Source organism: Burkholderia sp. BCC1208 (genome assembly GCF_902833095.1).
GTDB lineage: Bacteria > Pseudomonadota > Gammaproteobacteria > Burkholderiales > Burkholderiaceae > Burkholderia.
This window is the reverse complement of sequence record NZ_CADFDY010000006.1, coordinates 271201-296370: the sequence shown is the minus strand read 5'-3', so window position 1 is coordinate 296370 and position 25170 is coordinate 271201. Positions and strand designations below refer to the sequence as shown.

General features: G+C 67.0%; 23 protein-coding genes. 16 read left to right on the top strand and 7 right to left on the bottom strand.

The genetic code is table 11. The features are described 5' to 3' along the window. Nucleotides 1-40 precede the first annotated feature (40 nt). Entirely contained in the window at nucleotides 41-319 is a 279-nt protein-coding gene (locus tag HWX09_RS16425) for a hypothetical protein (protein WP_027784701.1), read from the bottom strand. A gap of 267 nt (nucleotides 320-586) precedes the next feature. Here HWX09_RS16425 and ompR point away from each other — a divergent pair, with 267 nt between their 5' ends. From ompR to HWX09_RS16405, 4 genes are all read left to right on the top strand, one after another. Beyond that, on the top strand, nucleotides 587-1312 hold the full coding sequence (gene ompR, locus HWX09_RS16420) for a two-component system response regulator OmpR (protein ID WP_004199523.1): 726 nt from the start codon (nucleotides 587-589) through the stop codon (nucleotides 1310-1312). 41 nt (nucleotides 1313-1353) lie between these two features. Beyond that, on the top strand, nucleotides 1354-2715 hold the full coding sequence (locus HWX09_RS16415; protein WP_027784702.1) for an ATP-binding protein: 1362 nt from the start codon (nucleotides 1354-1356) through the stop codon (nucleotides 2713-2715). Between the two features lie 189 nt (nucleotides 2716-2904). After that, nucleotides 2905-3453 (top strand): peroxiredoxin, encoded by a 549-nt coding sequence (locus tag HWX09_RS16410; RefSeq protein WP_006478563.1) that lies wholly within the window; start codon nucleotides 2905-2907, stop codon nucleotides 3451-3453. A 76-nt stretch (nucleotides 3454-3529) separates the two neighbouring features. Then, nucleotides 3530-4057 (top strand): carboxymuconolactone decarboxylase family protein, encoded by a 528-nt coding sequence (locus HWX09_RS16405; protein WP_006478562.1) that lies wholly within the window; start codon nucleotides 3530-3532, stop codon nucleotides 4055-4057. Between the two features lie 123 nt (nucleotides 4058-4180). Here HWX09_RS16405 and ispF read toward each other — a convergent pair whose 3' ends face one another. Then, nucleotides 4181-4666: a 2-C-methyl-D-erythritol 2,4-cyclodiphosphate synthase gene (gene ispF, locus HWX09_RS16400; protein WP_027784703.1), complete on the bottom strand. Its 486-nt coding sequence runs from the start codon at nucleotides 4664-4666 to the stop codon at nucleotides 4181-4183. A 29-nt stretch (nucleotides 4667-4695) separates the two neighbouring features. Beyond that, nucleotides 4696-5406: a 2-C-methyl-D-erythritol 4-phosphate cytidylyltransferase gene (gene ispD / locus HWX09_RS16395; protein WP_027784704.1), complete on the bottom strand. Its 711-nt coding sequence runs from the start codon at nucleotides 5404-5406 to the stop codon at nucleotides 4696-4698. A 20-nt stretch (nucleotides 5407-5426) separates the two neighbouring features. Between ispD and mfd the strand changes: the two genes are divergently transcribed. From mfd to HWX09_RS16375, 4 genes are all read left to right on the top strand, one after another. Continuing rightward, nucleotides 5427-8984 carry a transcription-repair coupling factor gene (gene mfd, locus HWX09_RS16390; RefSeq protein ID WP_089500304.1) on the top strand — a complete coding sequence of 1186 codons (3558 nt, stop codon included), beginning with the start codon at nucleotides 5427-5429 and terminating at the stop codon, nucleotides 8982-8984. Nucleotides 8985-9088: 104 nt separating this feature from the next. Next, on the top strand, nucleotides 9089-10309 hold the full coding sequence (argE, locus tag HWX09_RS16385) for an acetylornithine deacetylase (protein ID WP_027784706.1): 1221 nt from the start codon (nucleotides 9089-9091) through the stop codon (nucleotides 10307-10309). Between the two features lie 60 nt (nucleotides 10310-10369). Continuing rightward, nucleotides 10370-11389: a threonine/serine dehydratase gene (locus HWX09_RS16380; protein ID WP_027784707.1), complete on the top strand. Its 1020-nt coding sequence runs from the start codon at nucleotides 10370-10372 to the stop codon at nucleotides 11387-11389. Between the two features lie 144 nt (nucleotides 11390-11533). Continuing rightward, nucleotides 11534-11968: a DUF3574 domain-containing protein gene (locus HWX09_RS16375; protein WP_027784708.1), complete on the top strand. Its 435-nt coding sequence runs from the start codon at nucleotides 11534-11536 to the stop codon at nucleotides 11966-11968. Nucleotides 11969-12053: 85 nt separating this feature from the next. Here the strand turns inward: HWX09_RS16375 and HWX09_RS16370 are convergent, their stop codons facing one another. Then, nucleotides 12054-14576: a penicillin-binding protein 1A gene (locus HWX09_RS16370; RefSeq protein WP_027784709.1), complete on the bottom strand. Its 2523-nt coding sequence runs from the start codon at nucleotides 14574-14576 to the stop codon at nucleotides 12054-12056. Nucleotides 14577-15019: 443 nt separating this feature from the next. Here HWX09_RS16370 and HWX09_RS16365 point away from each other — a divergent pair, with 443 nt between their 5' ends. The 4 genes from HWX09_RS16365 to HWX09_RS16350 all read left to right on the top strand — a co-directional run bounded on the left by HWX09_RS16365 (nucleotide 15020) and on the right by HWX09_RS16350 (nucleotide 18428). Next, nucleotides 15020-15700, top strand: a complete 681-nt coding sequence (locus HWX09_RS16365) for a PspA/IM30 family protein (protein WP_027784710.1) — start codon at nucleotides 15020-15022, stop codon at nucleotides 15698-15700. A gap of 89 nt (nucleotides 15701-15789) precedes the next feature. Continuing rightward, the gene (locus tag HWX09_RS16360; protein ID WP_027784711.1) at nucleotides 15790-16980 is read left to right on the top strand and encodes a tetratricopeptide repeat protein; all 1191 of its coding nucleotides are present in this window, start codon (nucleotides 15790-15792) and stop codon (nucleotides 16978-16980) included. 238 nt (nucleotides 16981-17218) lie between these two features. Continuing rightward, nucleotides 17219-17650, top strand: coding sequence for a large conductance mechanosensitive channel protein MscL (gene mscL, locus HWX09_RS16355; RefSeq protein ID WP_027784712.1), 432 nt, complete (start codon nucleotides 17219-17221; stop codon nucleotides 17648-17650). A gap of 331 nt (nucleotides 17651-17981) precedes the next feature. Then, the gene (locus HWX09_RS16350; protein ID WP_027784713.1) at nucleotides 17982-18428 is read left to right on the top strand and encodes a hypothetical protein; all 447 of its coding nucleotides are present in this window, start codon (nucleotides 17982-17984) and stop codon (nucleotides 18426-18428) included. 66 nt (nucleotides 18429-18494) lie between these two features. Here the strand turns inward: HWX09_RS16350 and HWX09_RS16345 are convergent, their stop codons facing one another. After that, a complete protein-coding gene (locus tag HWX09_RS16345; RefSeq protein WP_027784714.1) occupies nucleotides 18495-19388 on the bottom strand; it encodes an NAD(P)-dependent oxidoreductase in 894 nt (297 codons plus the stop codon). A 146-nt stretch (nucleotides 19389-19534) separates the two neighbouring features. On the opposite strand from HWX09_RS16345, the gene HWX09_RS16340 reads away from it, so the two are divergent. Both HWX09_RS16340 and HWX09_RS16335 read left to right on the top strand, forming a co-directional pair. After that, on the top strand, nucleotides 19535-19744 hold the full coding sequence (locus HWX09_RS16340) for a dodecin (RefSeq protein ID WP_006493215.1): 210 nt from the start codon (nucleotides 19535-19537) through the stop codon (nucleotides 19742-19744). Nucleotides 19745-19961: 217 nt separating this feature from the next. Then, on the top strand, nucleotides 19962-20891 hold the full coding sequence (locus tag HWX09_RS16335; RefSeq protein ID WP_006478550.1) for a LysR substrate-binding domain-containing protein: 930 nt from the start codon (nucleotides 19962-19964) through the stop codon (nucleotides 20889-20891). Between the two features lie 91 nt (nucleotides 20892-20982). Here the strand turns inward: HWX09_RS16335 and HWX09_RS16330 are convergent, their stop codons facing one another. Then, complete coding sequence (locus tag HWX09_RS16330; RefSeq protein ID WP_027784715.1) at nucleotides 20983-22395, bottom strand: 8-oxoguanine deaminase; 1413 nt, start codon at nucleotides 22393-22395, stop codon at nucleotides 20983-20985. Nucleotides 22396-22903: 508 nt separating this feature from the next. On the opposite strand from HWX09_RS16330, the gene uraH reads away from it, so the two are divergent. Together uraH and HWX09_RS16320 are read left to right on the top strand one after the other, a co-directional pair. Then, complete coding sequence (uraH, locus tag HWX09_RS16325; protein ID WP_027784716.1) at nucleotides 22904-23257, top strand: hydroxyisourate hydrolase; 354 nt, start codon at nucleotides 22904-22906, stop codon at nucleotides 23255-23257. Nucleotides 23258-23310: 53 nt separating this feature from the next. Beyond that, nucleotides 23311-24504 carry a urate hydroxylase PuuD gene (locus HWX09_RS16320; RefSeq protein WP_027784717.1) on the top strand — a complete coding sequence of 398 codons (1194 nt, stop codon included), beginning with the start codon at nucleotides 23311-23313 and terminating at the stop codon, nucleotides 24502-24504. Between the two features lie 99 nt (nucleotides 24505-24603). Here HWX09_RS16320 and HWX09_RS16315 read toward each other — a convergent pair whose 3' ends face one another. Then, nucleotides 24604-25014 carry an ACT domain-containing protein gene (locus HWX09_RS16315; protein ID WP_027784718.1) on the bottom strand — a complete coding sequence of 137 codons (411 nt, stop codon included), beginning with the start codon at nucleotides 25012-25014 and terminating at the stop codon, nucleotides 24604-24606. Nucleotides 25015-25170: the final 156 nt, after the last annotated feature.

Genomic DNA, 25170 nt, shown 5'->3' with positions numbered 1-25170 from the left:
CCGCGCGGAGATTTCCGCGCAAGGCGAACGACGGCACGGATCAGCGCTTGTACAACTCGCGAACGGCGTCTTCGATGTGCTGGCGCAACAGGTGTCGCTCTTCGGGCGTCATGTGCCCGTCGCGACGGCGCTGTTCGAGATCGGGAGGCACGGCGGAACGGACCGTCATGTCGGCGGCGCGATCGGGCTGCGGCGCCTTGCCGCGCGGCAGCTTGCGCGACGATGCGCCCTGCTCGGGGCGCTGCGCATAGGCGGGGTTCGACGCATACGGACCGGCAAGTGCGATCGTCAGCATCAGTGCAATCCGGGCAGATCGCATGACCGTCCTCGCTTCTTTGGTCGATTTGTTCCCTTCGTCACGCGGCAACCGGCTACCTCTGGTACTTGAAAAACCCTGCGGAATTCGGGTGTGCAAAGATGAAAGATGGAGTGCTGGGGAGTATCTAACGAATTTCGGCTTCGAGTAAAGGAATCTCTATAGCGTGCCTTTACTCGGTGCGACACTACGGGTAAATTTTGTAACCGACTGTAACGCACGAAAACACGCGGCCGTGCGCCAATTCCCATTCGCGATAAGATGCCGATCATGGAAACGAAAAACCCCTCGAAGATTCTCGTTGTCGACGACGACCCCCGCCTGCGCGACCTGCTGCGCCGCTATCTCGGCGAACAGGGTTTCAACGTCTATGTCGCGGAAAACGCAACCGCGATGAACAAGCTCTGGGTACGCGAGCGTTTCGACCTGCTCGTGCTCGACCTGATGCTGCCCGGCGAAGACGGCCTGTCGATCTGCCGCCGGCTGCGCGGCAGCAACGACCGCACGCCGATCATCATGCTCACCGCGAAGGGCGAGGATGTCGATCGCATCGTCGGCCTCGAGATGGGCGCCGACGATTACCTGCCGAAGCCGTTCAACCCCCGCGAACTGGTCGCGCGCATTCATGCGGTGCTGCGCCGCCAGGCGCCGGCCGAACTGCCGGGTGCGCCGTCGGAAACCACCGAGGTGTTCGAGTTCGGCGAATTCTCGCTGAATCTCGCCACGCGCACGCTGACCAAGTCCGGCCAGGAAATTCCGCTGACCACCGGCGAATTCTCGGTGCTGAAAGTGTTCGCGCGTCACCCGCGCCAGCCGCTGTCGCGTGAGAAGCTGATGGAGCTCGCACGCGGCCGCGAATACGAAGTGTTCGACCGCAGCCTCGACGTGCAGATCTCGCGCCTGCGCAAGCTGATCGAACCGGATCCGGGCAGCCCGCGCTTCATCCAGACCGTCTGGGGTCTCGGCTACGTGTTCATTCCGGACGGCGCCGCCTGAGCTTTTTCCTTCCCGGTTTCGCCCCGCCCACGGCCCGTCCCATGCGTATCGACCGGCGCCTTCTGCAGCTCGCGTTCGGCGGGCTGTTCTGGCGCACCTTCCTGCTGATCGCGCTGCTGATCTCGGTCAGTCTCGCCGCGTGGTTCCAGAGCTTTCGCGTGATCGAACGCGAGCCGCGTGCGCAGCGCGTCGCGCTCCAGCTCGTCGCGGTCGTGAAGCTTACGCGCACCGCCCTGCTCTATTCCGATCCCGACTTGCGGCGCGCGCTGCTGCAGGATCTCGAGAGCAACGAGGGCGTGCGCGTGTACCCGCGCGAGAAAACCGACAAGTTCAAGCTGCAGCCCGACGAATCGCTGAACCGCCTGATCGAACACGATATCCGCAGCCGCCTCGGCGACGATACCGTGATCGCGCAGTCGGTCAACGACATTCCCGGCGTATGGATCAGCTTCAAGATCGACGACGACGATTACTGGGTCGCACTCGATCGCGACCAGCTCGACAACGTCACGGGCCTGCAGTGGGCCGGCTGGGGGCTGTTCGCGCTCGCGTTGTCGCTGTTCGGCTCCGCGTTCATCACGAGCCTCGTGAACCGGCCGTTCTCGCGGCTCGCGCTCGCCGCGCGCCAGGTCGGTTCGGGTCAGGCGCCCGAGCCGCTGCCCGAGCGCGGGATGGGCGTCGCGGCCGATACCAACCGCAGCTTCAACCAGATGGTGCGCGACCTCGAACAGCTCGAGGCCGATCGCGCGCTGATGCTCGCGGGCATCTCGCACGACCTGCGCACGCCGCTCGCGCGGCTGCGGCTCGAAACCGAGATGAGCCCGTCCGACCAGGCGACCAAGGACGCGATGGTCGACGACATCGAACAGATGGACCGCATCATCGCGGCCTTCATCGACTATGCGCGCCCGTCGCAGCGCAAGCCCGAGCCCGTCGACCTGTCGTCGGTCGCGCAGGACGTCGCCGCGCGCGTGTCGGGCGAGGACGGCGTCGAGATCCGCACGCGGCTCGCGCCGAGCGCGATCATCGAAGCCGACGAGACCGACATGCGGCGCGTGATCGGCAACCTCGTCGAGAACGCGCGCAAGTACGGCCAGAGCAAGCAGGACGGCATCTCGCGCATCACGCTCGAGACGCGCGTGTCGCATGCGCGCGTCGAGCTGTCGGTAAGCGACGAAGGCCCCGGCATCCCCGAGGATCAACTGCCGCTCGTGATGCGGCCGTTCTATCGCGTCGACACCGCGCGCACCAAGGCGGACGGCACGGGCCTCGGAATGGCGATCGTGCTGCGGCTCGTCGGCCGCTACCGCGGCGCGCTGCGCCTGCGCAACCGCCACCCGGAAGCCGGCCTCGAAGTCACGCTCGAATTCCCCGGCGCCGGCAAGGCGCGTGCGACCGCATGACACGTTCGCGCACGCATCTTGCGCGTCACACTATCGATCCGGTTGACAAAAGCTATGAGGATCGTTAGTCAAAATCTATTGAAGCGCTACTTTAATAGTGTTATAGTCGTACCCATGCTGTCACATCATCGTTGCAGCACCGAGGTAGTTTGACTCAGTCTTCTTCCCAACTCACACAGGAGTATCCGCATGAAAACCGTGGGCGATAAACTCGAAGCTTTCACCGTCGTAGCCGCGAAGCCGGGCTTCAATAATCACGAGGAAAACGGCCAGTCGGCGTTCGAGACCGTCACCGAAGCGTCGTTCCCGGGCAAGTGGAAGATCATCTACTTCTATCCGAAGGATTTCACGTTCGTGTGCCCGACGGAAATCGTCGAGTTCGCGAAGCTCACGAAGCAGTTCGAAGAGCGCGACGCCGTCCTGCTCGGCGGCAGCTCGGACAACGAATTCGTCAAGCTCGCATGGCGCCGTGAGCACAAGGACCTCGACAAGCTGAACCACTACTCGTTCGGCGACGTCAAGGGCGAGCTGATCGACCAGCTCGGCGTGCGCGACAAGGAAGCCGGCGTGGCCCTGCGTGCAACGTTCATCGTCGATCCGGACAACACGATCCAGCACGTTTCGGTGAACAACCTGAACGTCGGCCGCAGCCCGGAAGAAGTCCTGCGCATTCTGGACGGCCTGCAAACGGACGAACTGTGCCCGTGCAACCGTGCAGTCGGCGGCGCAACGCTGTAAGCGCATCGATGCACGAAGCCCGCGGCGCACGTCCTGCCTGCGGGCTTTTTTAACGGCCAACCCATAGGAGATATCAATGGAATTCATCGACTCGATTAAGGCACGTATCCCCGACTACGCGAAGGACATTCGCCTGAATCTCGACGGCACGATCTCGCGCTCGTCGCTCGAAGGCACCGACGCGGTCGGCGTGGCGCTGGCGGCGGCCATCGCGGCGAAGAGCACGGTGCTGGTCAAGACGATCCGCGAAGCCGGCGTGCTGTCGCCCGAGGAGACGAACGCCGTGCTGACGGCGGCCGCGCTGATGGGGATGAACAACACCTGGTATCCGTATGTCGAGATGGCCGACGACGCCGACCTGAAGACGCAGCGCGCCGAATTGCGGATGGGCGCGTATGCGACGCACGGCGGCGTCGACAAGCGCAAGTTCGAGATGTACGCGCTGGCCGCGTCGATCGTCGGCAAGTGCCACTTCTGCGTGAAGTCGCACTATGCGCTGCTGAAGAACGAGCAAGGGATGACCGTCACGCAGCTGCGCGACGTCGGTCGCATCGCGTCGGTGATCAACGCCGCCGCGCAGGTGATCGCCGCCGAAGGCGAATGAGCGATCCGGCCGCGCGGCCATGAGCCGCGCCGGCTGCCAACGAAAATGCCACGCATTCGCGTGGCATTTTTCATTTCGGCGGCACGGCGGGCAGCGCGAACCGGACGCCGCCACGGCCGGACGTCAGTCGCCCTGCCTCACCAGCAGCGCGGCGGCCTGTGCCTCGATACCCTCGCCGCGGCCGAGATAGCCGAGCTTCTCGTTGGTCTTCGCCTTCACGTTCACGCGATCGAGCGGCAGCCCGAGATCCGCCGCGATGTTCGCGCGCATCCCGTCGATATGCGGTGCGAGCTTCGGCGCCTGCGCGATCACGGTGCTGTCGACGTTCTGGATCGCGAAGCCGGCCGCTTTCACGCGGGCGACGCACTCGCGCAGCAGCACGCGGCTGTCCGCGCCCTTGAACGCCGCATCCGTGTCGGAGAAATGGCGGCCGATGTCGCCCAGCGCGGCCGCACCGAACAGCGCGTCGGTGATCGCGTGCAGCAGCACGTCCGCGTCCGAGTGGCCGAGCAGGCCGCGCTCGTACGGAATCGTCACGCCGCCGATGATGAGGGGGCGCCCCTCGACGAGCTGGTGCACGTCGTAGCCTTGTCCGATTCTGAAATCCATGCGTAATCCGGTTTGAGATGAGGTGAAAGTCAGGAAGCGTTCGCGGGGCGCTCGAGAATCGCTTCCGCGAGCGCGAAATCTTCCGGGTACGTGACCTTGAAGTTGCGCAGGCTGCCCTGCACGACGCGCGGCGTGTGGCCGGCCCATTCGATCGCGCTCGCTTCGTCGGTCAGGTCGTGCCCTTCGCGCTGCGCCTGCAGGATCGCGTCGCGCAGCATGCCGATGCGGAACATCTGCGGGGTCTGCGCCTGCCACAGCGCGTCGCGCGACTCCGTGCGCGCGATCGCGTCGCCGCCGGCCGGCACGCGCTTGAGCGTGTCCGCCACCGGCAGCGCGACGATGCCGCCGACCGGATCGTCCTTCAGCGTCGCGACGAGCGTGCGGATCAGCGCCGGCGTGATGCCCGGGCGCGCGGCGTCGTGCACGAGCACCCAGTCGTGGTCGGTCGCGCCGAATTCGGCCAGCTCCAGCAGCCCGTTCAGCACCGACGCCTGGCGCGAGCCGCCACCGCAGCGGCGCACCGCGAAGCGCAGGCCCGCGAAGCGGCGGGCGTCGAAATGGGAATCGTCGGGCGCGAGCACGACAAGCGTCTGCGCGAACTCGCTGCACGCGTCGAACGCGGCGAGCGTGTAGTGCAGCAGCGCGCGGCCGGCCAGCGTGCGGTATTGCTTCGGCACGGCCGAGCCGGAACGGCTGCCCGTGCCGGCACAGGGAATCAGGGCGAAAAGTCGGGGAGTCACGAAGGGGAAACGCCGGAAAGATGAAATCGAGAAGCGGATTTTATAATAGGTCTTTCGTCTCGACCGGCGCACCGCGTGCGCCCGTGCACGCCACCCCTGCCGTCCCTATGCCAGATAACGCTTCCACCCCGTCCGCTTCACCCGTTGCCCGCGTCAAGCCCGGCCAGCGTTTCGCCTTCGACGGCGCGCACGGCTCCGCCGATGCGCTCGCCATCGCCCGTTATCTCGCCGACAACCGCCCGGACGTGCCGCTCCTCGCGGTGATCTGCGCGAACGCGGCCGACGCGCAGCGGCTGTCCCAGGAAATCCCCTATTTCTCGCCCGATGCGCGCGTGCGCCTGCTGCCCGACTGGGAAACGCTGCCGTACGACACCTTCTCGCCGCACCAGGACCTCGTGTCCGAGCGGCTCGCGACGCTGCACGACCTCGGCGAGGGCCGCTGCGACATCCTGCTCGTGCCCGCCACCACCGCGCTGTACCGGATGCCGCCGGCCTCGTTCATGGCCGCGTACACGTTCGCGTTCGCGCAGGGCGAGCGGCTCGACGAGGCGAAGCTGAAGGCGCAGCTCACGCTGGCCGGCTACGAGCACGTGAGCCAGGTCGTGCGACCCGGCGAATACTGCGTGCGCGGCTCGCTGATCGACCTGTACCCGATGGGCTCGCCGCTGCCGTACCGGATCGACCTGTTCGACGACCAGGTCGATTCGATCCGCGCGTTCGATCCCGACACGCAGCGCAGCCTCTACCCGGTGCGCGACGTGCGCCTGCTGCCCGGCCGCGAGTTCCCGTTCGACGAAGCCGCGCGCACGGCCTTCCGCAGCCGCTGGCGCGAAACCTTCGAAGGCGACCCGAGCCGCGCGCCGATCTACAAGGACATCGGCAACGGCGTGCCGTCGGCCGGCATCGAGTATTACCTGCCGCTGTTCTTCGACGAGACGGCCACGCTGTTCCACTACCTGCCGCAGAACGCGCATCTCGTGTTCACCGGCGATCTCGACGCATCGATCCGCCGCTTCACGGCCGATACGAAGCAGCGTCACGCGTTCCTCGCGCACGATCGCGAGCGGCCGATCCTCGAGCCGCGGCGGCTGTTCCTGTCCGACGAGGATTTCTTCGCGTTCGCGAAGCCGTTCGCGCGCGTCGTGCTGCCCGCGCAGCCGGCCGGCGGCTGGGCGACCGCGCTGCCCGAGCTCACGGTCGACCGCCATGCCGACGATCCGCTCGCCTCGCTGCGCACGTTCGTCGAAGCGTCGGGCAAGCGCGTGCTGCTGACCGTCGAATCGGCCGGCCGCCGCGAGACGATCCTGCAACTGCTCGCCGAGCACCACCTGCGCCCCGCGTCGAACGACCACTTCGCGGGCTGGCTCGCGAGCGACGAACGCTTCGCGCTCGGCGTCGCGCCGCTCGCGAGCGGCTTCGCGGTGCCGGGCGAAGGCTATGCGATCGTCACCGAGACCGAGCTGTACGGCGCACTCGGCCGCCGCGCGGGCCGCCGCCGGCAGGAACAGGCGAGCAACGTCGACGCGATGGTGCGCGACCTGTCGGAGCTGAAGGTCGGCGACCCGGTCGTCCACGCGCAGCACGGCATCGGCCGCTACATGGGCCTGGTGTCGATGGATCTCGGCGAGGGCGAGACCGAATTCCTGCATCTCGAATACTCGGGCGACAGCAAGCTCTACGTGCCCGTCGCGCAACTGCACGTGATCTCGCGCTACAGCGGCGCCGATCCCGACAGCGCGCCGCTGCACGCGCTCGGCTCCGGCCAGTGGGAGCGCGCGAAGCGCAAGGCCGCGCAGCAGATCCGCGATACGGCCGCCGAGCTGCTGAACCTGTACGCGCGCCGCGCGGCCCGCGAAGGCCACGCGTTCTCGCTCGACCCGCGCGACTACGTGAAATTCGCGGAAAGCTTCGGCTTCGAGGAAACCCCCGACCAGGCCGCGGCGATCGCGGCCGTGATCGGCGACATGACGAGCGGCAAGCCGATGGACCGCCTCGTGTGCGGCGACGTCGGCTTCGGCAAGACCGAGGTCGCGCTGCGCGCGGCGTTCATCGCGGTGCTGGGCGGCAAGCAGGTCGCGCTGCTGTCGCCGACCACGCTGCTCGCCGAGCAGCACACGCAGACCTTCATCGACCGCTTCGCGGACTGGCCGGTGCGGATCGTCGAGCTGTCGCGCTTCAAGACCACGAAGGAAATCAACGCGGCGATCGCGCAGATCAACGAAGGCACGGTCGACATCGTGATCGGCACGCACAAGCTGCTGTCGTCGGACGTGCAGTTCAAGCGCCTCGGCCTCGTGATCATCGACGAGGAGCACCGCTTCGGCGTGCGCCAGAAGGAAGCGCTGAAGGCGCTGCGCGCGGAAGTCGACGTGCTGACGCTCACCGCGACGCCGATCCCGCGCACGCTCGGGATGGCGCTCGAAGGGCTCCGCGATTTCTCGGTGATCGCGACCGCGCCGCAGAAGCGACTCGCGATCAAGACCTTCGTGCGCCGCGAGGAAGAAAGCGTGATCCGCGAGGCGATGCTGCGCGAGCTGAAGCGCGGCGGCCAGGTGTACTTCCTGCACAACGAGGTCGAGACGATCGAGAACCGCAAGGCGATGCTCGAGGCGCTCGTGCCCGAGGCACGCATCGTGATCGCGCACGGCCAGATGCACGAACGCGAACTCGAACGCGTGATGCGCGATTTCGTCGCGCAGCGCGCGAACGTGCTGCTGTGCACGACCATCATCGAGACCGGCATCGACGTGCCGAGCGCGAACACGATCATCATGCACCGCGCGGACAAGTTCGGCCTCGCGCAGCTTCACCAGTTGCGCGGCCGCGTCGGCCGCTCGCACCACCAGGCCTATGCGTACCTGCTGGTCCACGATCCGCAGTCGCTGACCAAGCAGGCGCAGCGCCGGCTGGAAGCGATCCAGCAGATGGAGGAACTCGGCTCGGGCTTCTATCTCGCGATGCACGACCTCGAGATCCGCGGCACCGGCGAAGTGCTCGGCGACAAGCAGTCGGGCGAAATCCACGAGATCGGCTTCCAGCTCTATACGGACATGCTGAACGACGCGGTGAAGGCGCTGAAGAACGGCAAGGAGCCCGACCTCACCGCCCCGCTCGCCGCGACGACCGAAATCAACCTGCATGCGCCCGCGATCCTGCCGGCCGACTACTGCGCGGACGTACAGGAGCGGCTGTCGCTGTACAAGCGGCTCGCGAACTGCGAGCACGGCGACGCGATCGACGGCATCCAGGAGGAACTGATCGACCGCTTCGGCAAGCTGCCGCCGCAGGCGCACGCGCTCGTCGAGACGCACCGGCTGCGGATCGCCGCGAAGCCGCTCGGCATCGTGAAGATCGACGCGAGCGAGGTCGCGATCGGGCTGCAGTTCGAGCCGAATCCGCCGATCGACCCGATGCGAATCATCGAGATGGTGCAGAAGCATCGCCACATCAAGCTCGCGGGCCAGGACAAGCTGCGCATCGAGACGCGCTCGCCCGACCTCGCGATCCGCGTGTCGACGATCAAGGAAACGCTGCGTGCGCTCGGCCCGAAACAGGGAGCGGCCGTCGCGGCCCGTTGATGCGATCCTGACGGGCGCGACGTTGCTGCACCGCATCGCGCCCGACGAAGGCGGGCCGGCGCGTTTTTGAGTATGATTTCCCATTCATCAGACGGAGTTTTGCCATGTCCACTCTCGACGCGACGGCGCCGTCCGCCGCAACCGAAGGCGACGCATCGCTCGTCAGCCTGCCCTGGGTCAAGCAACTCGTGTCGATGGACACGACGAGCCGCGTGCCGAACCTCGGCCTGATCGAAACGGTGCGCGACGCGCTCGCCGCGAAGGGCATCGCGTCGACGATCACGCACGATCCGCGCGAAGGCTGGGCGAACCTGTTTGCCACCGTGCCCGCGCACGACGGCTCGACGAACGGCGGCATCGTGCTGTCGGGCCACACCGACGTCGTGCCGGTCGACGGCCAGCAGTGGGACAGCAATCCGTTCGCGCCGGAAATCCGCGACGGCCGCCTGTACGGCCGCGGCACCTGCGACATGAAAGGCTTCATCGGCACGGCGCTCGCGCTGCTGCCCGAGATGCAGGCGACGAAGCTCGCGAAGCCGATCCATTTCGCGCTGTCCTACGACGAGGAAATCGGCTGCGCGGGCGCACCGCTGATGATCGCCGATCTGGTGAAGCGTGGCGTGCAGCCGTCCGGCTGCATCGTCGGCGAGCCGACCAGCATGCGGCCGATCATCGCGCACAAGGGCATCAACGCCTACCGCTGCTGCGTGCGCGGCCACGCGGCGCATTCGTCGCTGACGCCGAAGGGGCTCAACGCGATCGAGTATGCGGCGCGCCTCATCTGCCACATCCGCGACATCGCCGAGCGCTTTCGCGCCGAAGGCCCGTTCGACGAACTGTACGACGTGCCGTTCACCACCGCGCAAACGAGCACGATCCAGGGCGGCAACGCGATCAACACGGTGCCGGCCGAGTGCCGGTTCGACTTCGAATTCCGCAACCTGCCGACGCTCGATCCCGAGCAGATCTTCACGCGCATCGAAGCGTATGCGCGGGAAACGCTGTTGCCGCAGATGCTTCGCGAACATCCGAACGCCGCGATCGAGTTCTCGAAGATCGCCGCGGCGCCCGGCCTCGACGCGACCGAACAGGCCGCGATCACGCAGCTCGTGCGTGCGCTGACGGCCGACCAGGACAAGCGCAAGGTCGCGTACGGCACCGAGGCCGGCCTGTTCGAACGCGCGGGCATCCCGAGCGTCGTGTGCGGGCCCGGCAACATCGAGCAGGCGCACAAGCCGAACGAATATGTCGAGCTCGCGCAGCTCGCCGGCTGCGAGCAGTTCCTGCGCAAGTTCATCCGCAGCATGTCGGTCGACGCGCACTGACTGCCTCCCGCCACGCCGGCCCGCGTGTGCGGGCCGGCCCACTCCGCTACCCGCCACGTCATGTCGACTGAACAACAGGGCACCGCCCATACGACGATCGACGGCGAGCCGATTCCGACGCTCGACGAAATCGCCGCGCAGCATTTCGCGTTGTCGCCCTGGGTCGCGCGCACGCCCGTGTTCGAGCGCGCCGATCTGCCTTCCCTCGAAGGCACGCACGTCAACTTCAAGTTCGAACTGCTGCAGGCGAGCGGCAGCTTCAAGGCGCGCGGCGCGTTCACGCACCTGCTCGCGCTCGACGAAGGCCGCAAGAACGCCGGCGTCACCTGCGTGTCGGCCGGCAATCACGCGGCGGCCGTCGCGTATGCGGCGATGCGGCTCGGCAGCAGCGCGAAGGTCGTGATGTTCCATACCGCGAGCCCGACGCGCATCGCGCAGTGCAAGCAGTACCGTGCGGAAGTCGTGCTGGCGGGCAGCGCGTCGCAGGCGTTCGATCTCGTGCGGCGCATCGAGGCCGAGGAAGGCCGCTTCTTCATTCATCCGTTCAACGGCTATCACACGATCCTCGGCACCGCGACGCTCGGCTACGAATGGGCGACGCAGACGCCGGATCTCGACGCGGTGATCGTGCCGATCGGCGGCGGCGGCCTCGCGGCCGGCATGGCGACCGCCCTGCGGCTCGCGAATCCGCGCGTGCACGTGTACGGCGTCGAGCCGGAAGGCGCCGACGCAATGAGCCGCAGTTTCGCGGCCAATCACACGATCAAGATGAGCGCGATGCAGACGATCGCGGATTCGCTGATGGCGCCGCATACCGAGGAATACAGCTACCAGCTGTGCCGGCGCCACGTCGATCGCATCGTGACCGTGTCCGACGACGCGCTGCGTGCCGCGATGCTGTTCCTGTTCTCGCATCTGAAGCTGTCGGTCGAACCGGCGTGTGCGGCCGCGCTCGCCGCGCTGCTCGGCCCGCTGCGCGAAACGCTGCAGGGCAAGCGCGTCGGCGTGCTGCTGTCGGGCACGAATACCGACCCCGCCACGCTCGGCATGCATCTCGCGCACGCGAAATTGCAGCACTGACCCGCACCGGGCGTCGACGGACCACCCTAGGGTTATCCCCAGATTATGTTGACAGCCCTGTTGATAACCCGCCGGACACGTACGCAAGTGGTTGAGCGCGCAGCGTTTTGCGCGCGCGAAGGTCGATCGACGCGAAATGGGCAGATGCGGCGGCTGGCCGCATGCGCGGCGGCGCTCGCACTGCTCGCCGGTTGCGCCGCGCCGCCCTCGTTCACATCGAACGCGCAACCTGTGTCCTGCACGCAACCGGGCGAAAGCCGCATGTTGCAGGCCGACCTGCTGTTCGGTCGCGACATCGCGGGGCGCGGCCCCGTCACCGATGCCGAACGCGCGGCCTTCCTCGCCGACACGGTCACGCCGCGGTTTCCCGACGGCCTCACCTACTGGGACACGCACGGCCAATGGCGCGATCGCACGACCGGCGCGGTCACGCGCGAAGACAGCTTCGTGATCCGTATCATTGCCGACGACACGGCCGACACGCGCGCACGGCTCGCTGCGATCCGGCAAGCGTACGTCCAGCGGTTTCACCAGCAATCGGTCGGCATGACCGTCGTGCCGGCCTGCGCGTCGTTCTGATTCACCGTCTTCCGCTGCCTGCCGCGTGCAAAAAAAAACGGGCGCCCGAAGGCGCCCGTCGCATGGGTGAAGAACAGCGTACCGCTTACTTGTTCTCGAACATGTCCATGATCTGCTGCTTCTCCTGCGGCGTGACGGGCGGCGGCGCCAGCCCTGCCGCGCCGGCCGAGCCGAGTGCGTCGTTCGCGCTGATCGCGTTCTCGGCCGGGTTGATGTCGACGTTCGCGACGAAGCCGTTGCCCGGCGTGCGATCGGCGTAGTACAGCTCGCCGTCGATCGAGGTCAGGCCGTCCGGCATCGGCATCTGCTGCTCGGGCACGCCGTTCAGCGCGGTGCGCATGTAGTTCACCCAGATCGGCAACGCGAGCTGCGCGCCGAATTCGCGGCTACCGAGGCTCTTCGGCTGGTCGAAGCCCATCCACGCGACCGCGACGAGCGATTGCTGATAGCCGGCGAACCAGCCGTCCTTCGCGTCGTTCGTGGTACCCGTCTTGCCTTGCAGGTCGTTGCGGCCCAGCGCGTTGGTGCCCGCGCCCGTGCCGGCCGTCGCGACCGAATGCAGCAGGCTGTTCATCACATACGCGTTGCGGCCTTCGATCGTGCGCGGCGCCGTGCCGCCCGCGACCACCGGCTGCGACTTCTGCAACGCCTGGCCGCGCGCGTCGTCGACTTCGGCGATCAGGTACGGATCGACCTTGTAACCGCCGTTCGCGAACACCGCATAGCCGGTCGCGAGCTGCAGCGGCGTCACGAGGCCCGCGCCGAGCGCCATCGGCAGGTAAGGCGGCGTCTTCGCCGGATCGAAGCCGAAGCGCTGCGTCACGTACTGCTGCGCATACTGCGTGCCGATCGACGCGAGGATCCGGATCGATACCAGGTTCTTCGAACGCTGCAGGCCGGTGCGCATCGTCATCGGGCCGTCCGGCTGGTCGTCGTCCTTCGGCTCCCATGCGGTGCCGCCCGGCACGCTCGGCGGGAAGTACAGCGGCGCGTCGTTGATCATCGTCGCCGGCCCCAGCCCCTTGTCGAGCGACGCCGAGTAGATGAACGGCTTGAACGAGGAGCCCGGCTGCCGCCATGCCTGCGTCACGTGGTTGAACTTGCTCTTGTTGAAGTCGAAACCGCCGACGAGCGAGCGGATCGCGCCATCCTGCGGCGCGATCGCGACGAGCGCGCCTTCGACCTGCGGCAACTGCACGACCTGCCAGCCCGTCTTGCCGTCCTTCAGCACGCGCACGACCGAGCCCGGCTTGATGCGCAGCGTGTTGTTCGCGCGCGGCCCCAGCGCGGCCGACACGAAGCGCAGCCCGGCCGGCCCGATCGTCGTGGTCGCCCCGCCGACGAACTGCACCTCGACCGCGTTCGGCGATGCCGACAGCACGACCGCCGACTGCAGGTCGCCGTTGTCCGGATGATCGGCGAGCGCGTCGTCGATCGCCTCGTCGCGCTCGTCGCCGGCCGCCGGCAGGTTGATCGACGCTTCGGGGCCGCGATAGCCGTGACGGCGCTCGTAGTCGAGAATGCCGCGACGCACGGCCTGATACGCGGCTTCCTGGTCGGCCGAGTTGATCGTCGTCGTGACGGTCAGGCCGCGCGTGTAGGTTTCGTCCTTGTATTGCTGGTACATCATCTGCCGCACCATTTCGGCGACGTACTCGCCGTGCACCGCGTACTGGTTGCCCGGCGTGCGCACGTGAATCTCTTCCTTGATCGCTTCGTCGTACTGCGGCTGCGTGATGTAGCCGATGTCGAGCATGCGCTTCAGGATGTATTCCTGACGCACCTTCGCGCGCTTCGGATTGACGACCGGGTTGTACGCGGACGGCGCCTTCGGCAGCCCCGCGAGCATCGCCGCTTCCGCGAGCGTGATGTCCTTCAGGTCCTTGCCGAAATACACGCGCGCCGCGGCCGCGAAGCCGTACGAGCGCTGGCCGAGATAGATCTGGTTCATGTACAGCTCGAGGATCTGGTCCTTCGTCAGGGCCTTCTCGATCTTGTACGCGAGCAGCATTTCGTAGATCTTGCGCGTGTAGGTCTTCTCGCTCGACAGGAAGAAGTTGCGCGCGACCTGCATCGTGATCGTGCTCGCGCCCTGGCGCGCGCCGCCGTGCATCAGGTCGGCCACGCCCGCGCGCAGGATGCCGAGGAAATCGACGCCGCCGTGCTCGTAGAAGCGGTAGTCCTCGATCGCGAGCACGGCCTTCTTCATCACGTCGGGGATGTCCTGGAAGCGCACGAGGCTGCGGCGCTCCTCGCCGAACTCGCCGATCAGCACGTGATCGGCGGTGAACACGCGCAGCGGCACCTTCGGCTGGTAGTTGGTCAGCGCATCGAGCGACGGCAGTTGCGGCGCCATCACGACCAGCGCGTAACCGACGATCAGCGCGCCGACGACCGCCAGTGTCGCGAACAGGCCGACGAACCACAGCGCGACGCGCGAGCCGAACGTGCGGCGGCGCCCTCCGCCACCTCCGCTGCGCTGCTGCGCGCGGCGGCCGTCGTCGTGATCGTCGTCATCGGGGTAATAGGCTCCGGACGGCGAACGGCGCAGCGTGTAGTGGGGTTCGTTCCTGTCGGAAGAAGAAGGCGGTCGTTTGATAATTGGCATGTCGGAATGGCGGGCGTACATCGCGCCCTCGGACGCATGCGGAAATGCAAGCGGATGAATCAGAGTGGGTGCATCGAGATGCGGCTGTCACGTCGACAGACCCCGCCGCGCGGCGATCCGTTCCCGCGACGTGACAGCGCATTTTAATGAAATCGATCGGGGGCCTTCGCGATTTTTTGTAAAAATTCCCGCAATGCCGTGATTTCCGGAACGTATTGTCGGCATCCTCGGCCTATGATGGACACGCAACACGGCACGCGCGGGCGAATTTCTTTCAGCGGCGAAAGGTTGGGCGTCCCGATGCGCGAGCCGCTTGAACTCGCGCGTTTAAGCCGTATTTAAGTGAACCGGTGGTGTAATATCCGCCGGCTCACGCGGGTCGGAATCGGCTCGCGGCGGGCACTGCCGCGGTCACGCGGCGCCTTTCAACCACGGAGGATTTCATGTCGCTTTTCGACTCTATTTCGCGCACGATCAAAGGCCTGCTGAACGATGCGGCCGATTCGGTACAGGATCCGTCGCGCGACGCACGGCAGATCGTGCGGGAGCTCGACGACAGCATCGGCCGTGCCGAGAATTCGCTGATCGAGATCGAGGCACAGGTCGCGACCCAACGCAGCAAGCGCGATGCGGCCGACGACAAGGTGAAGAAGTACGAGGACGGCGCGAAGCGCGCGCTGCAGGGCGGCGACGAAGCGCTCGCCCGCGAGGCGCTCGCCGCCCAGTCGAACGCGGAAGCCGAGCGCGATGCGCTCGCGGCCGAGCTGACGACGCTCGAGCCGTCGGTCGAGAAGCTGAAGGGGCAGATCGCCGACATGCGTCAGCGCCGCAACGACCTGAATGCGCGCTCGAACATCCTGCAGGCCAAGCAGGAAATCGCGCAGGCGAAGGACGTGGCCGCCAGCGCGCTGGGCGGTATCGGCGGCAAGAACCTGTCAGAGGACTTCCAGAAGCTCGAGGACAAGGTCGCGCTGCAGAACGCACGCTCGGATGCGCGCATCAATTCGGCCGATGCGTCGAGCGGCAAGGCGCTCGACGACAAGCTCGCGGCGTTGAACAAGGGCCCGTCGGTCGAGGATCGCCTCGCCGCGCTGAAGAAGCAGCTCGATACGCCCGCGCAGTAACCGCCGCGCGGGCAACCGCGCCGCGCCCCGGCCCGGGTGCGCGGCGCGAACCGATCGTCAGGAGACGGGCGCCTGCGCCCGGTTCGACCATGAAGAAATCCCTCGCCGCACTCGGCCTCTCGCTGATGTTGCTGTCGTCCGCCGCGTTTGCGGTCCCGTCGCTGCAGCAGGTCGAGCAATCGATCGCGCAGCGCGACTGGCAACGCGCCGACACGCAGCTGTCGCAAGTCATCGACGCCCATCCGAACAACGCGCACGCGCGCTACCTGTATGCGCAGGTGCTGGACCGCGAAGGCCGCGCGTCCGACGCGCTCGCGCAACTGCAGCGCGCGAAATCGCTCGATCCGCAGCTGCGCTTCACCGACGCGTCGCATTTCGCGCAGACGGAGTCGCGCATTCGCGCCGACGCCGCGCGCGTGAGCGGCAACACGCCGTCGGCCACGCAGGCCGGCACGCTGCAGCCGGGGCTCGCCCCCGCCGTCGCGCCGGCGGAAAAGCACGGCCCGTCGACCGGCATGTGGATCGGCCTCGGGCTGATCGTCGCCGTGATCGCGCTGGTGCTGCGCTGGACGCTCCGGCGCGCGCGCACGGCCGACAACGGCCGCGCCGACGACGAACGCCGCACGCAGCTCAAGCGCGCGACCGACGTGCTGAACGACATCCGGCCGCTGAAGCTCGATGCGAAACTGTCGACGGCGCCCGGCGCCGCGGCGCTGACCGGCGAACTCGAAGCGATCGAGAACGACGCGCGCACGCTCGTCGAGACGCTGTCGAACGGCAAGAATCCGGTGCCGCCGTATCGCGTCGACGAACTCGAACAGCGTCACGCCAGCGTGAAGGCACGCGTCGAAGGCCGCCCCGACCCGGCCGCGCAGCCCGCGGCGCCGGCGAACGGCAGCGGCTCCGTGTACGCGCAGGAAGCCGACCGCATGACGGGCGCCCAGGGCCAGCCGTATCAGCAACAGCCCTACCCGCCGCAACAACCCTATCCGCAACAGCAGCCGCCCGTCGTGATCCAGCAAGGCGGCGGTTTCGGCGGCGGGATGGGCGGCCTGCTGACCGGCGTGCTGCTCGGCGAAGCGATGTCCGGCGGCCGCGAACGCGTGGTCGAACGCGACGTGATCGTCGACGGCGAGCGCCGCCGGCAGGAAGCCGACCCGGGCTTCGATCTCGGCCGCGGCGACGATTCGAACTGGAGCGACGGTAGCAGCGGCGGCGGCGGCGGCGGCGGGATGGACCTCGGCAGCAACGACGACGGCTGGACCGACGACAACACCTGAACACCCGCGCACCGGGCGTCGACGTGCGTGTCGACACCCGGTGCGCGCACGCCAGGCCCTGCTGCATGGCCGGTCGCGCCGACGCGCGGATTTGTCAATCATTTCAAGATGGACTACCGGCAATGGGGTGCGTTCGCTATCATGCGGCCATCGGCGTGCCTCCGACCTTCATTCGACGCAAAGCAATCCTGCGCGTCGCGGCACGCCTCCCTCGCCCCCAACCAGGAGAAAGCCGCTCATGAGCATCATCAAGGAATTCAAGGAGTTCGCCGTCAAGGGCAACGTGATGGATCTCGCCGTCGGCGTGATCATCGGCGGCGCGTTCTCGAAGATCGTCGACTCGGTCGTGAAAGACCTCATCATGCCGGTCATCGGCGTGGCGACCGGCGGTCTGGATTTCTCGAACAAGTTCGTTCTGCTCGGCACCATCCCCCCGTCGTTCAAGGGTAATCCCGATTCGTTCAAGGACCTGCAGGCCGCGGGCGTCGCCGCATTCGGCTATGGCTCGTTCATTACCGTGGCGATCAATTTCGTGATCCTCGCGTTCATCATTTTCCTGATGGTGAAATTCATCAACAAGCTGCGCAAGCCGGACGAAGCCGCGCCGGCCGCGACGCCGGAAGACATCGTGCTGCTGCGCGAGATCCGCGATTCGCTCAAGCAGCGCTGATCGCCGCGTCGCGCCAGCCAGGCCCGCCTCGAGCGGGCCTTTTTATTGCGCACGCGATGCACCGCCGCATGCGGCCCATCTCATTTTTTTGTGACGAGCGAATGCACGCGCGGGAAAAGCAGGTCTATGATGGAGACTAAACGACAGTACGGGCGCCAAGACGCTGGCTGTGTCGATCATGGCGAGCAGGTCGACGGGAGACATTGATCGTCGTACTGCACGAATGCAGCATTTTCGTGTGCTATAAAGGATCGACATGCGGCGTACATAGCCGGGAGTGGGTCGCATGAAAGTGCCGCATTTCTTGCAATTGTTTTTGAGGCGAGTGTTTATGTCCTTCCCGAAAAAACGTCGGCGTGCGCAGCAGGACGGCCAGGAGTCATTCCTCGCGGTCTTGCGCCACTCGAAACCGTTTGCCCAACTCGACACCAAGATTGCCCGCGCCCGCGCGCAGGACGAACCCGTCCTCTATGCGCACGTGCTGCCCGGCCTCGACGTGCTCCTGTGCAGCGTCCGCGGCGCGCAGCCGCCCTATCCGGCCATCGCCGAGCTGCGCAAGCGCTGCATCGAATCGATCGCCAACGCACTCGAGCAGCCGCTCGACGGCCTCGAAAACGGCGGATACTGGTACGAAGCGAACGGCTTCGGCTTCCTCGTCTTCGCGAGCCGTGCGCGGGCGCGCATCCTGCCCGAGTTTGGTGCAGGCACGAAAGCGAGCCTGCGCGGCGGCCTCGGCCGCCAGAACGCCGGCGACACGACACCCCGCTCGCTCGGCTGATCCGCCAGCCCTTCGATGGGCCGCCTCCGGGCGGCCCATTTGTCATTCACGCGCCCCGCTTGCCCGTCACGACGCCTGCCGACGGCCGTTGTTCGGCCGCACGATGTCGACGAACGCGGCGAAATCGGCGCCGGCGAGCCCCTGCGCGGCGCCGAGCCTCAGCACCTGCTGCACGGTGGCCGACACGGGCATCACCGCGCCCGTATCGCGCGCGGCGTCCGCGATTGCATCGACATCCTTCTGGAACGTACCGAGCGCGCCGATCGGTGGATGACCGCCCGACGTCATGCGCGGCACGAACGTCTGCAGCAGCACCGAATCGGCCCAGCCGCCGGCCAGCGCCTCGGCCAGGCGCGCGGCGTCGATGCCGCTCGCCTGCGCCAGGCCGACCGCCTCGGCGATCGCGGTGACCGTCGCGGTGACGATCGCCTGGTTGCACAGCTTCGCCGTCTGGCCCGCGCCTGCGTCGCCCATGTGGGTGATGCGCGACGCATACGTATCGATCAGCGGGCGCACCGCGTCGAGATCCGCCGCGCGGCCGCCCGCCATCACCGCGAGCGTGCCGGCCTGCGCGCCCGGCACGCCGCCGGACACCGGCGCATCGACCCAGCCGACTCCCAGTGCGGCCGCGCGCGTCGCGTAGTCGCGCGTGGCGGCCGGCGGAATGCTCGAATGATCGACGATGCGCAGCAGGCGGCGCGCGCCCGCGTCACCGGAAAGCAGCCCGTGCTCGCCGAACACGACGTCGCCGACCGCACGGCCGTCGAGCACGCACACGAATACCGTATCGACGCGCTCGGCCAGCTCGCGCGGCGTGCCGACCACCTGCGCGCCGTCCTTCACCAGCGCGTCGGCCTTGTCGCGCGAGCGATTCCACACGCTGACGCGATGCCCGGCCGCCAGCAGATGCCGAATCATCGGCGCGCCCATCAATCCCGGTCCGCAAAATCCGACTTCCACGATGTTCCTCGTCTCCGATATGGGTTGCACTTGCCGCCCATCATACCTATCACTCAAGAAGCCGGGCATGCACGGCACCGTTGCGGGACCGTTGCGGGACCGCGCCTTGCACCGGCCCACCATACGAACGTCCCAGGGAGCGCATCATGAGCGACCACGTGTACAAGATGATCGAGCTGACCGGTTCGTCGCGGCAATCGAGCGACGACGCGATCCGCAACGCGATCTCGAAAGCCGGCAAGACGTTGCACAACCTGCACTGGTTCCAGGTGACCGAAACGCGCGGCCACATCGAAGGCGATCAGGTCGTGCACTGGCAAGTCACGCTGAAGGTCGGCATGCGCATCGACGACTGACGCACCCGCCGCCTCGCCCGCCGCGCCGCGATCCGGTCCGCGCGATTCGGATCCGCGCGGCGCCACGCCCCCGTCTTTCCCCGTTCAGGCCCCCTGTCGCGGCCCGGCCGGCGGATGCCTGCGGGTATCCATCCCTTGACGCTGATTTTCGTTCATATTAAAAACGATATACCCCACCGACCCCTCGATCAGCCCAGCCATATAAACCGGAGATAACATGAGTCAGCAACGCGAGGCGATCGACACGTACCTCTTGCGCGTCTTGCACACCTTGTTGATGGAGCGCAGCGTCACGCGCGCGGCCGTCAAACTGAACCAGTCGCAACCGGCGATCAGCGCCGCGCTGCGGCGCCTGCGCGACATCACCGGCGATCCGCTGCTGGTGCGCGGCAAATCCGGCATGGTGCCGACCGAATACGGGCTGCGCCTGCTCGAGCCTGTGCAGAACGCGCTGCGTGAAATCGAGCGCATCAAGTTCCAGCAGCACAATTTCGACCCGGCCACGTCGATCCGCTGCTACCGGATCGGCTGCCCCGACTACCTGAACGTGCTGTTCGTGCCGACCGTCGTCGAACGCTTTCGGCTGGCCGCGCCGAACGCGACGCTCGAGTTCCACTCGCTCGGCCCCGCGTTCGACTACGAGCTCGCGCTGGAAGACGGCAAGCTCGACATCGTCGTGGGCAACTGGCCCGAGCCGCCCGAGCAACTGCACCTGTCGAACCTGTTCGTCGATGAAATCGTCTGCCTGATGAGCAACACGCACCCGTTCGCGAAGCGCGGCGGGCTCACGCTCGACCAGTACCTGAACGCGCCGCATCTCGCGCCGACGCCGTATTCGGTCGGCCAGCGCGGCGCGATCGACGTGCATCTCGCGCGCGAGCGGCTCAAGCGTCATGTGGTCGTCACGCTGCCGTACTTCAACCTCGCGCCTTACGTGCTCGTGAAGTCGGACCTGATCTTCACGACCACGCGGCTGTTCGCCGATCACTACGCGAAGTTCCTGCCGCTGTCGGTCGTGCCCGCACCGCTCGACTTCCCGCCGATGCAGTACTACCAGCTGTGGCACGAGCGCTGCCATTACTCCGACGAAGTGCGCTGGCTGCGCAGCCTCGTCGCCGAAGCCACCCGCACGCTGATCGAGGCGTAGCGGCTCACGCCGCCCGCGCCGTCACGGCGCGGTGCGGCGATGGCCGGCGGCACGCCCGCCAACGCGGCGGCCGCACGGCTTCAACATGGCTTCAGCGCGATGCGTCGACGAGTGCGTGCGCCAGCGCGTTGTGACGCTCGATCACGGGCGGCAGATCGAGCGTCGCGAGCCGCCCTTCCCGCACCACCACCTTGCCGTTCACCACCGTGTACGCCGTCTGCGACGGCGCGCAGAACACGAGCGCCGCGACCGGATCGTGCAGCGCGCCCGCGAACAGCGGCTGACGCAGGTCGAACGCGGCGAAGTCCGCGGCCATGCCGGGTTTCAGCGCACCGATGTCGTCGCGGTTCAGCACCTTCGCGCCGCCGAGCGTCGCGATTTCGAGCGCTTCGCGCGCGGTCATCGCGTCGGGCCCGAAGCCGACCCGCTGCAGCAGCAGCGCCTGGCGCACTTCCGCCACCATCTGCGCGCCGTCGTTCGACGCGGAGCCGTCGACGCCGAGGCCAACCGGCACGCCCGCGAGCCGCATCTTCTTCACCGGCGCGATACCGGACGCCAACCGCATGTTCGAACAGGGGCAGTGCGCGACACCCGTGCCGGTACGCGCGAACAGACCGATGCCCGCATCGTCGAGCTGCACGCAGTGCGCATGCCACACGTCGTGGCCGACCCAGCCGAGATCTTCCGCGTATTCGGCGGGCGTCATCCCGAACTTCTCGCGGCTGTACGCGATATCGTTGACGTTCTCCGCAAGGTGCGTGTGCAGCGACACGCCGTACTCGCGCGCGAGCACGGCCGCGTCGCGCATCAGCTCGCGGCTCACCGAGAACGGCGAGCACGGCGCGACCACCATGCGCAGCATCGCGTAGCGGCCTTCGTCGTGATAGGTCTCGATCAGGCGCTGCGTGTCGCGCAGGATGTCGGGTTCGCGCTCGACGACCGAATCGGGCGGCAGCCCGCCGTCGCGCTGGCCGACACTCATCGCGCCGCGGCTCGCGTGAAAGCGCATGCCGATCCGCTGCGCGGCGCCGATGCTGTCGTCGAGCCGGCTGCCGTTCGGGTAGATGTACAGATGGTCGCTCGACGTCGTGCAGCCCGACTGCAGCAGCTCGGCCATCGCGGTGAGCGTCGACACCTCGATCATCTCGGGCGTGAGATGCGCCCAGATCCGGTACAGGTTCGTGAGCCAGCCGAACAGCTCGGCGTTCTGCGCGGCCGGCACCGCGCGCGTGAGGCTCTGATACATGTGGTGGTGCGTGTTCACGAGCCCCGGGATCACGAGGTGGCCGCGCAGGTCGAGCACTTCGTCGGCCGTGTCGGGCAGCTCGGCGCTCGGGCCGACCGCGACGATCCGGTTGTCTTCGATGTAGAGCCCCGCGTCGCGCAGCTCGCGGCGCGTGTCGTCCATGGTCACGAGCACGTCGGCGTGCTTGACCAGCAGGGTCGTCGGGCGGGATGAAGAGGAGTTCGGCGCGCGTGCGCCAGCGTGCTGCTCGAGATTCATGCGTTCTCCGCGTCGGTCAGCCTCCAGGGGCTGTCCTGGAAGCGGTCACACAGCCGTTCGAACGCTGAATCGCGGCACGCCCCGGTGCCTGCGTCCGTTCGAACGCCCTGGCCCGGTTACCCGGCGTGCTCGCCGTCTTCGGGGTACGCGCCGGCCACGGGCCGATGCGCACGGCGGGAGGATCGCCCAAGCGCGCGCCGCGCACAATGCGCGATCCGGAATACCGCCCTTCAGGGATTCGATATGGTACGCCGCGCGACGCCCCGCCGGGCGGCCGGAACCCTCGCTCGAAGCCGTATCCGGCGTGCCGTCGACAGCCGCTCATGCGCGGCGCATTATCTTTGATATCGCGCCCGTATTTGCGTGGGGAACCTTTTTACAATGCCTGCACGGCGCTCGCTTCAATCTCGCCGACGGGTATGTAGCCACGTGACGTGGAGCCTCGATCCGCCGCACAGTCAATGGATCGAGTCGCCGCCGAACCTCGCATTCACACAGGGAACAACGAATGGGAAAGCTCACTACCCACGTACTCGATACGGCGCACGGCCGCCCCGGCGCTGCCATCAAGGTGGACCTCTACGCGCTGGACGGCGATTCGCGCCGCGCGATCAAGACCGTGCTGACCAATAGCGACGGCCGCTGCGACGAACCGCTGCTCGAAGGCGCCGCGCTCGCCGCCGGCGAATACGAACTCGTGTTCCATGCCGGCGACTACTTCGCGGCGCTCGGCGTGAAGGTGCCCGAACCCCGCTTCGTCGACCGCGTCGTCCTGCGCTTCGGCATCGCCGACACCGGCTCGCACTACCACGTGCCGCTGCTCGTGTCGCCGTGGTCGTACAGCACCTATCGCGGCAGCTGACACACGTATCGGCGCCTGCATCAAGACAAACGATCTGAGTCTGGAGGAGTTTCATGGAAGGCTTCATCACCGACTGGCTGAACCTCGCGCTGCGATGGCTGCACGTCATCGTCGCCATTGCGTGGATCGGCGAGTCGTTCTATTTCGTCGCGCTCGACAACAGCCTGAAACCGCCGACCGACCCGAACCAGCGCAAGCGCGGTGTGTTCGGCGAGCTGTGGCACGTCCACGGCGGCGGTTTCTACAACATGCAGAAGTACACGGTCGCCCCGCCGGAAATGCCCGACGACCTGCACTGGTCGAAGTGGCCGTCGTACACGACCTGGCTGTCGGGCTTCACGCTGTTCTTCGTGCTGTACCTGCTCGCACCGAACACGTACCTGATCGACAAGAACGTGCTCGACATGGGGCCGGTGGTCGCCGTCGCCTCCGCACTCGGCTTCCTCGCCGCCGGCTGGATCGTCTACGACTCGCTGTGCCGCATCCTCGGCACCAACGATCGCGTGCTCGGCATCTGCGTGGGCCTCTACGTCGTGATCGCGGCATACCTCGCGTGCCACATCTTCTCGGGCCGTGCCGCCTACCTGATCGTCGGCGCGATGCTCGCGACGATCATGTCGGCAAACGTGTTCTTCGTGATCATCCCCGGCCAGCGCAAGATGGTCGACAAGATGCTCAAGGGCGAGGAACCGAACCCGATCTACGGCAAGCGCGGCAAGCAGCGTTCGGTGCACAACACGTACTTCACGCTGCCGGTCGTGTTCGCGATGCTGTCGAACCACTATGCGATGACGTACACGAACAAGTTCAACTGGGTCGTGCTCGTGCTGATCATGCTGGCCGGTGCGCTGATTCGCCAGTTCTTCGTGATGCGTCACCGCGGCAAGCAGCTGTGGTATCTGCCGATCGGCGGCGTCGCGCTGCTGTCGGGCGCGCTGGTGTGGACGATGCCCAAGCCGGTCGCCCCGGAAGCGCAAGCGGCCAACGCACCGAAGATCGTGATCAACGACATCATGCCGGTCCTGCAGCAGCGCTGCGTCGAGTGCCACTCGGCCAAGCCGACGCTGATGGGCAGCGCGCCCGCGGGCGTGATGTTCGACACGCCGGATGAAGTGTCGAAGAACGCGCAACGTATCTACGATCAGGCCGTGCGCCTGAAGGCGATGCCGATCGGCAACGTCACGCACATGACCGACGACGAGCGGATGAAGCTCGCGGCCTGGTTCGAGGGCGGCGCGGTCAAGTAAGCCGCCGCGCGCCGGAAGTCGTTCGCCGGCGCCATCCTCTCCGTTCGCGGGCCCGGTGACGGGCCCGTTTTTTTGCCTGCGCGCAATACCCTTCTCGCGTCAGCCGTGCATCGCGTCGCGCTGTAGTGCGACGAGCGCATCGAGCGCGCGCGGGCCGTCGTCGAACGGCACGAAGATGTGATCGTGATACGCGGCGGCCATCACGTTGCAACTGATGCCGGCCGCGCCGAGCGCTCGCGCGAATGCCGCGGTGAGCCCGACGGCGGCAAGATCGGAATGCACGGTCAGCGTGATCCACGCGGCGCGGAACAGCACGGGCCAGCCGCGACGCACGGCCGTCTCCTCGCCGACCACGACCGTCAGCCCTTCCGCTTCGCGGAAGGTCGCAATCGTGTCGGACAACGACACGTCTCCCTCTTTGGGCAGTGACACGAACGCGAACGCACCCGGATGCAGTTCGGGTTGCATCGTGCGCAGCAGGATCGCGAGGTCGTTTTCAGGTTGGCTCATCGAAGGAACACGTCCGGAACCGGACGTCGTGCGGTGAAGGTGCACGCACCATAGCACGCGCGAGGAACGGCGCCATGCACGCCCCGCCGCGATTTCGTCCGCAAGCCAGCGTCGGAACGCGGGTACGCTTCGGGTCACCTCACTTCGTCGACGGAT

What these genes read in the sequence shown, in the direction of transcription:
- HWX09_RS16425 (WP_027784701.1), bottom strand. Translation starts at nt 319, where the DNA reads ATGCGATCTGCCCGGATTGCACTGATGCTGACGATCGCACTTGCCGGT.
- HWX09_RS16370 (WP_027784709.1), bottom strand. Translation starts at nt 14,576, where the DNA reads ATGCCAATTATCAAACGACCGCCTTCTTCTTCCGACAGGAACGAACCC.
- ompR (WP_004199523.1), top strand. Translation starts at nt 587, where the DNA reads ATGGAAACGAAAAACCCCTCGAAGATTCTCGTTGTCGACGACGACCCC.
- HWX09_RS16365 (WP_027784710.1), top strand. Translation starts at nt 15,020, where the DNA reads ATGTCGCTTTTCGACTCTATTTCGCGCACGATCAAAGGCCTGCTGAAC.
- mfd (WP_089500304.1), top strand. Translation starts at nt 5,427, where the DNA reads ATGAAATCGAGAAGCGGATTTTATAATAGGTCTTTCGTCTCGACCGGC.
- HWX09_RS16330 (WP_027784715.1), bottom strand. Translation starts at nt 22,395, where the DNA reads ATGAATCTCGAGCAGCACGCTGGCGCACGCGCGCCGAACTCCTCTTCA.
- HWX09_RS16335 (WP_006478550.1), top strand. Translation starts at nt 19,962, where the DNA reads ATGAGTCAGCAACGCGAGGCGATCGACACGTACCTCTTGCGCGTCTTG.
- uraH (WP_027784716.1), top strand. Translation starts at nt 22,904, where the DNA reads ATGGGAAAGCTCACTACCCACGTACTCGATACGGCGCACGGCCGCCCC.
- HWX09_RS16340 (WP_006493215.1), top strand. Translation starts at nt 19,535, where the DNA reads ATGAGCGACCACGTGTACAAGATGATCGAGCTGACCGGTTCGTCGCGG.
- HWX09_RS16415 (WP_027784702.1), top strand. Translation starts at nt 1,354, where the DNA reads ATGCGTATCGACCGGCGCCTTCTGCAGCTCGCGTTCGGCGGGCTGTTC.
- HWX09_RS16320 (WP_027784717.1), top strand. Translation starts at nt 23,311, where the DNA reads ATGGAAGGCTTCATCACCGACTGGCTGAACCTCGCGCTGCGATGGCTG.
- HWX09_RS16410 (WP_006478563.1), top strand. Translation starts at nt 2,905, where the DNA reads ATGAAAACCGTGGGCGATAAACTCGAAGCTTTCACCGTCGTAGCCGCG.
- HWX09_RS16360 (WP_027784711.1), top strand. Translation starts at nt 15,790, where the DNA reads ATGAAGAAATCCCTCGCCGCACTCGGCCTCTCGCTGATGTTGCTGTCG.
- HWX09_RS16315 (WP_027784718.1), bottom strand. Translation starts at nt 25,014, where the DNA reads ATGAGCCAACCTGAAAACGACCTCGCGATCCTGCTGCGCACGATGCAA.
- HWX09_RS16405 (WP_006478562.1), top strand. Translation starts at nt 3,530, where the DNA reads ATGGAATTCATCGACTCGATTAAGGCACGTATCCCCGACTACGCGAAG.
- HWX09_RS16350 (WP_027784713.1), top strand. Translation starts at nt 17,982, where the DNA reads ATGTCCTTCCCGAAAAAACGTCGGCGTGCGCAGCAGGACGGCCAGGAG.
- HWX09_RS16380 (WP_027784707.1), top strand. Translation starts at nt 10,370, where the DNA reads ATGTCGACTGAACAACAGGGCACCGCCCATACGACGATCGACGGCGAG.
- ispF (WP_027784703.1), bottom strand. Translation starts at nt 4,666, where the DNA reads ATGGATTTCAGAATCGGACAAGGCTACGACGTGCACCAGCTCGTCGAG.
- mscL (WP_027784712.1), top strand. Translation starts at nt 17,219, where the DNA reads ATGAGCATCATCAAGGAATTCAAGGAGTTCGCCGTCAAGGGCAACGTG.
- HWX09_RS16375 (WP_027784708.1), top strand. Translation starts at nt 11,534, where the DNA reads ATGCGGCGGCTGGCCGCATGCGCGGCGGCGCTCGCACTGCTCGCCGGT.
- argE (WP_027784706.1), top strand. Translation starts at nt 9,089, where the DNA reads ATGTCCACTCTCGACGCGACGGCGCCGTCCGCCGCAACCGAAGGCGAC.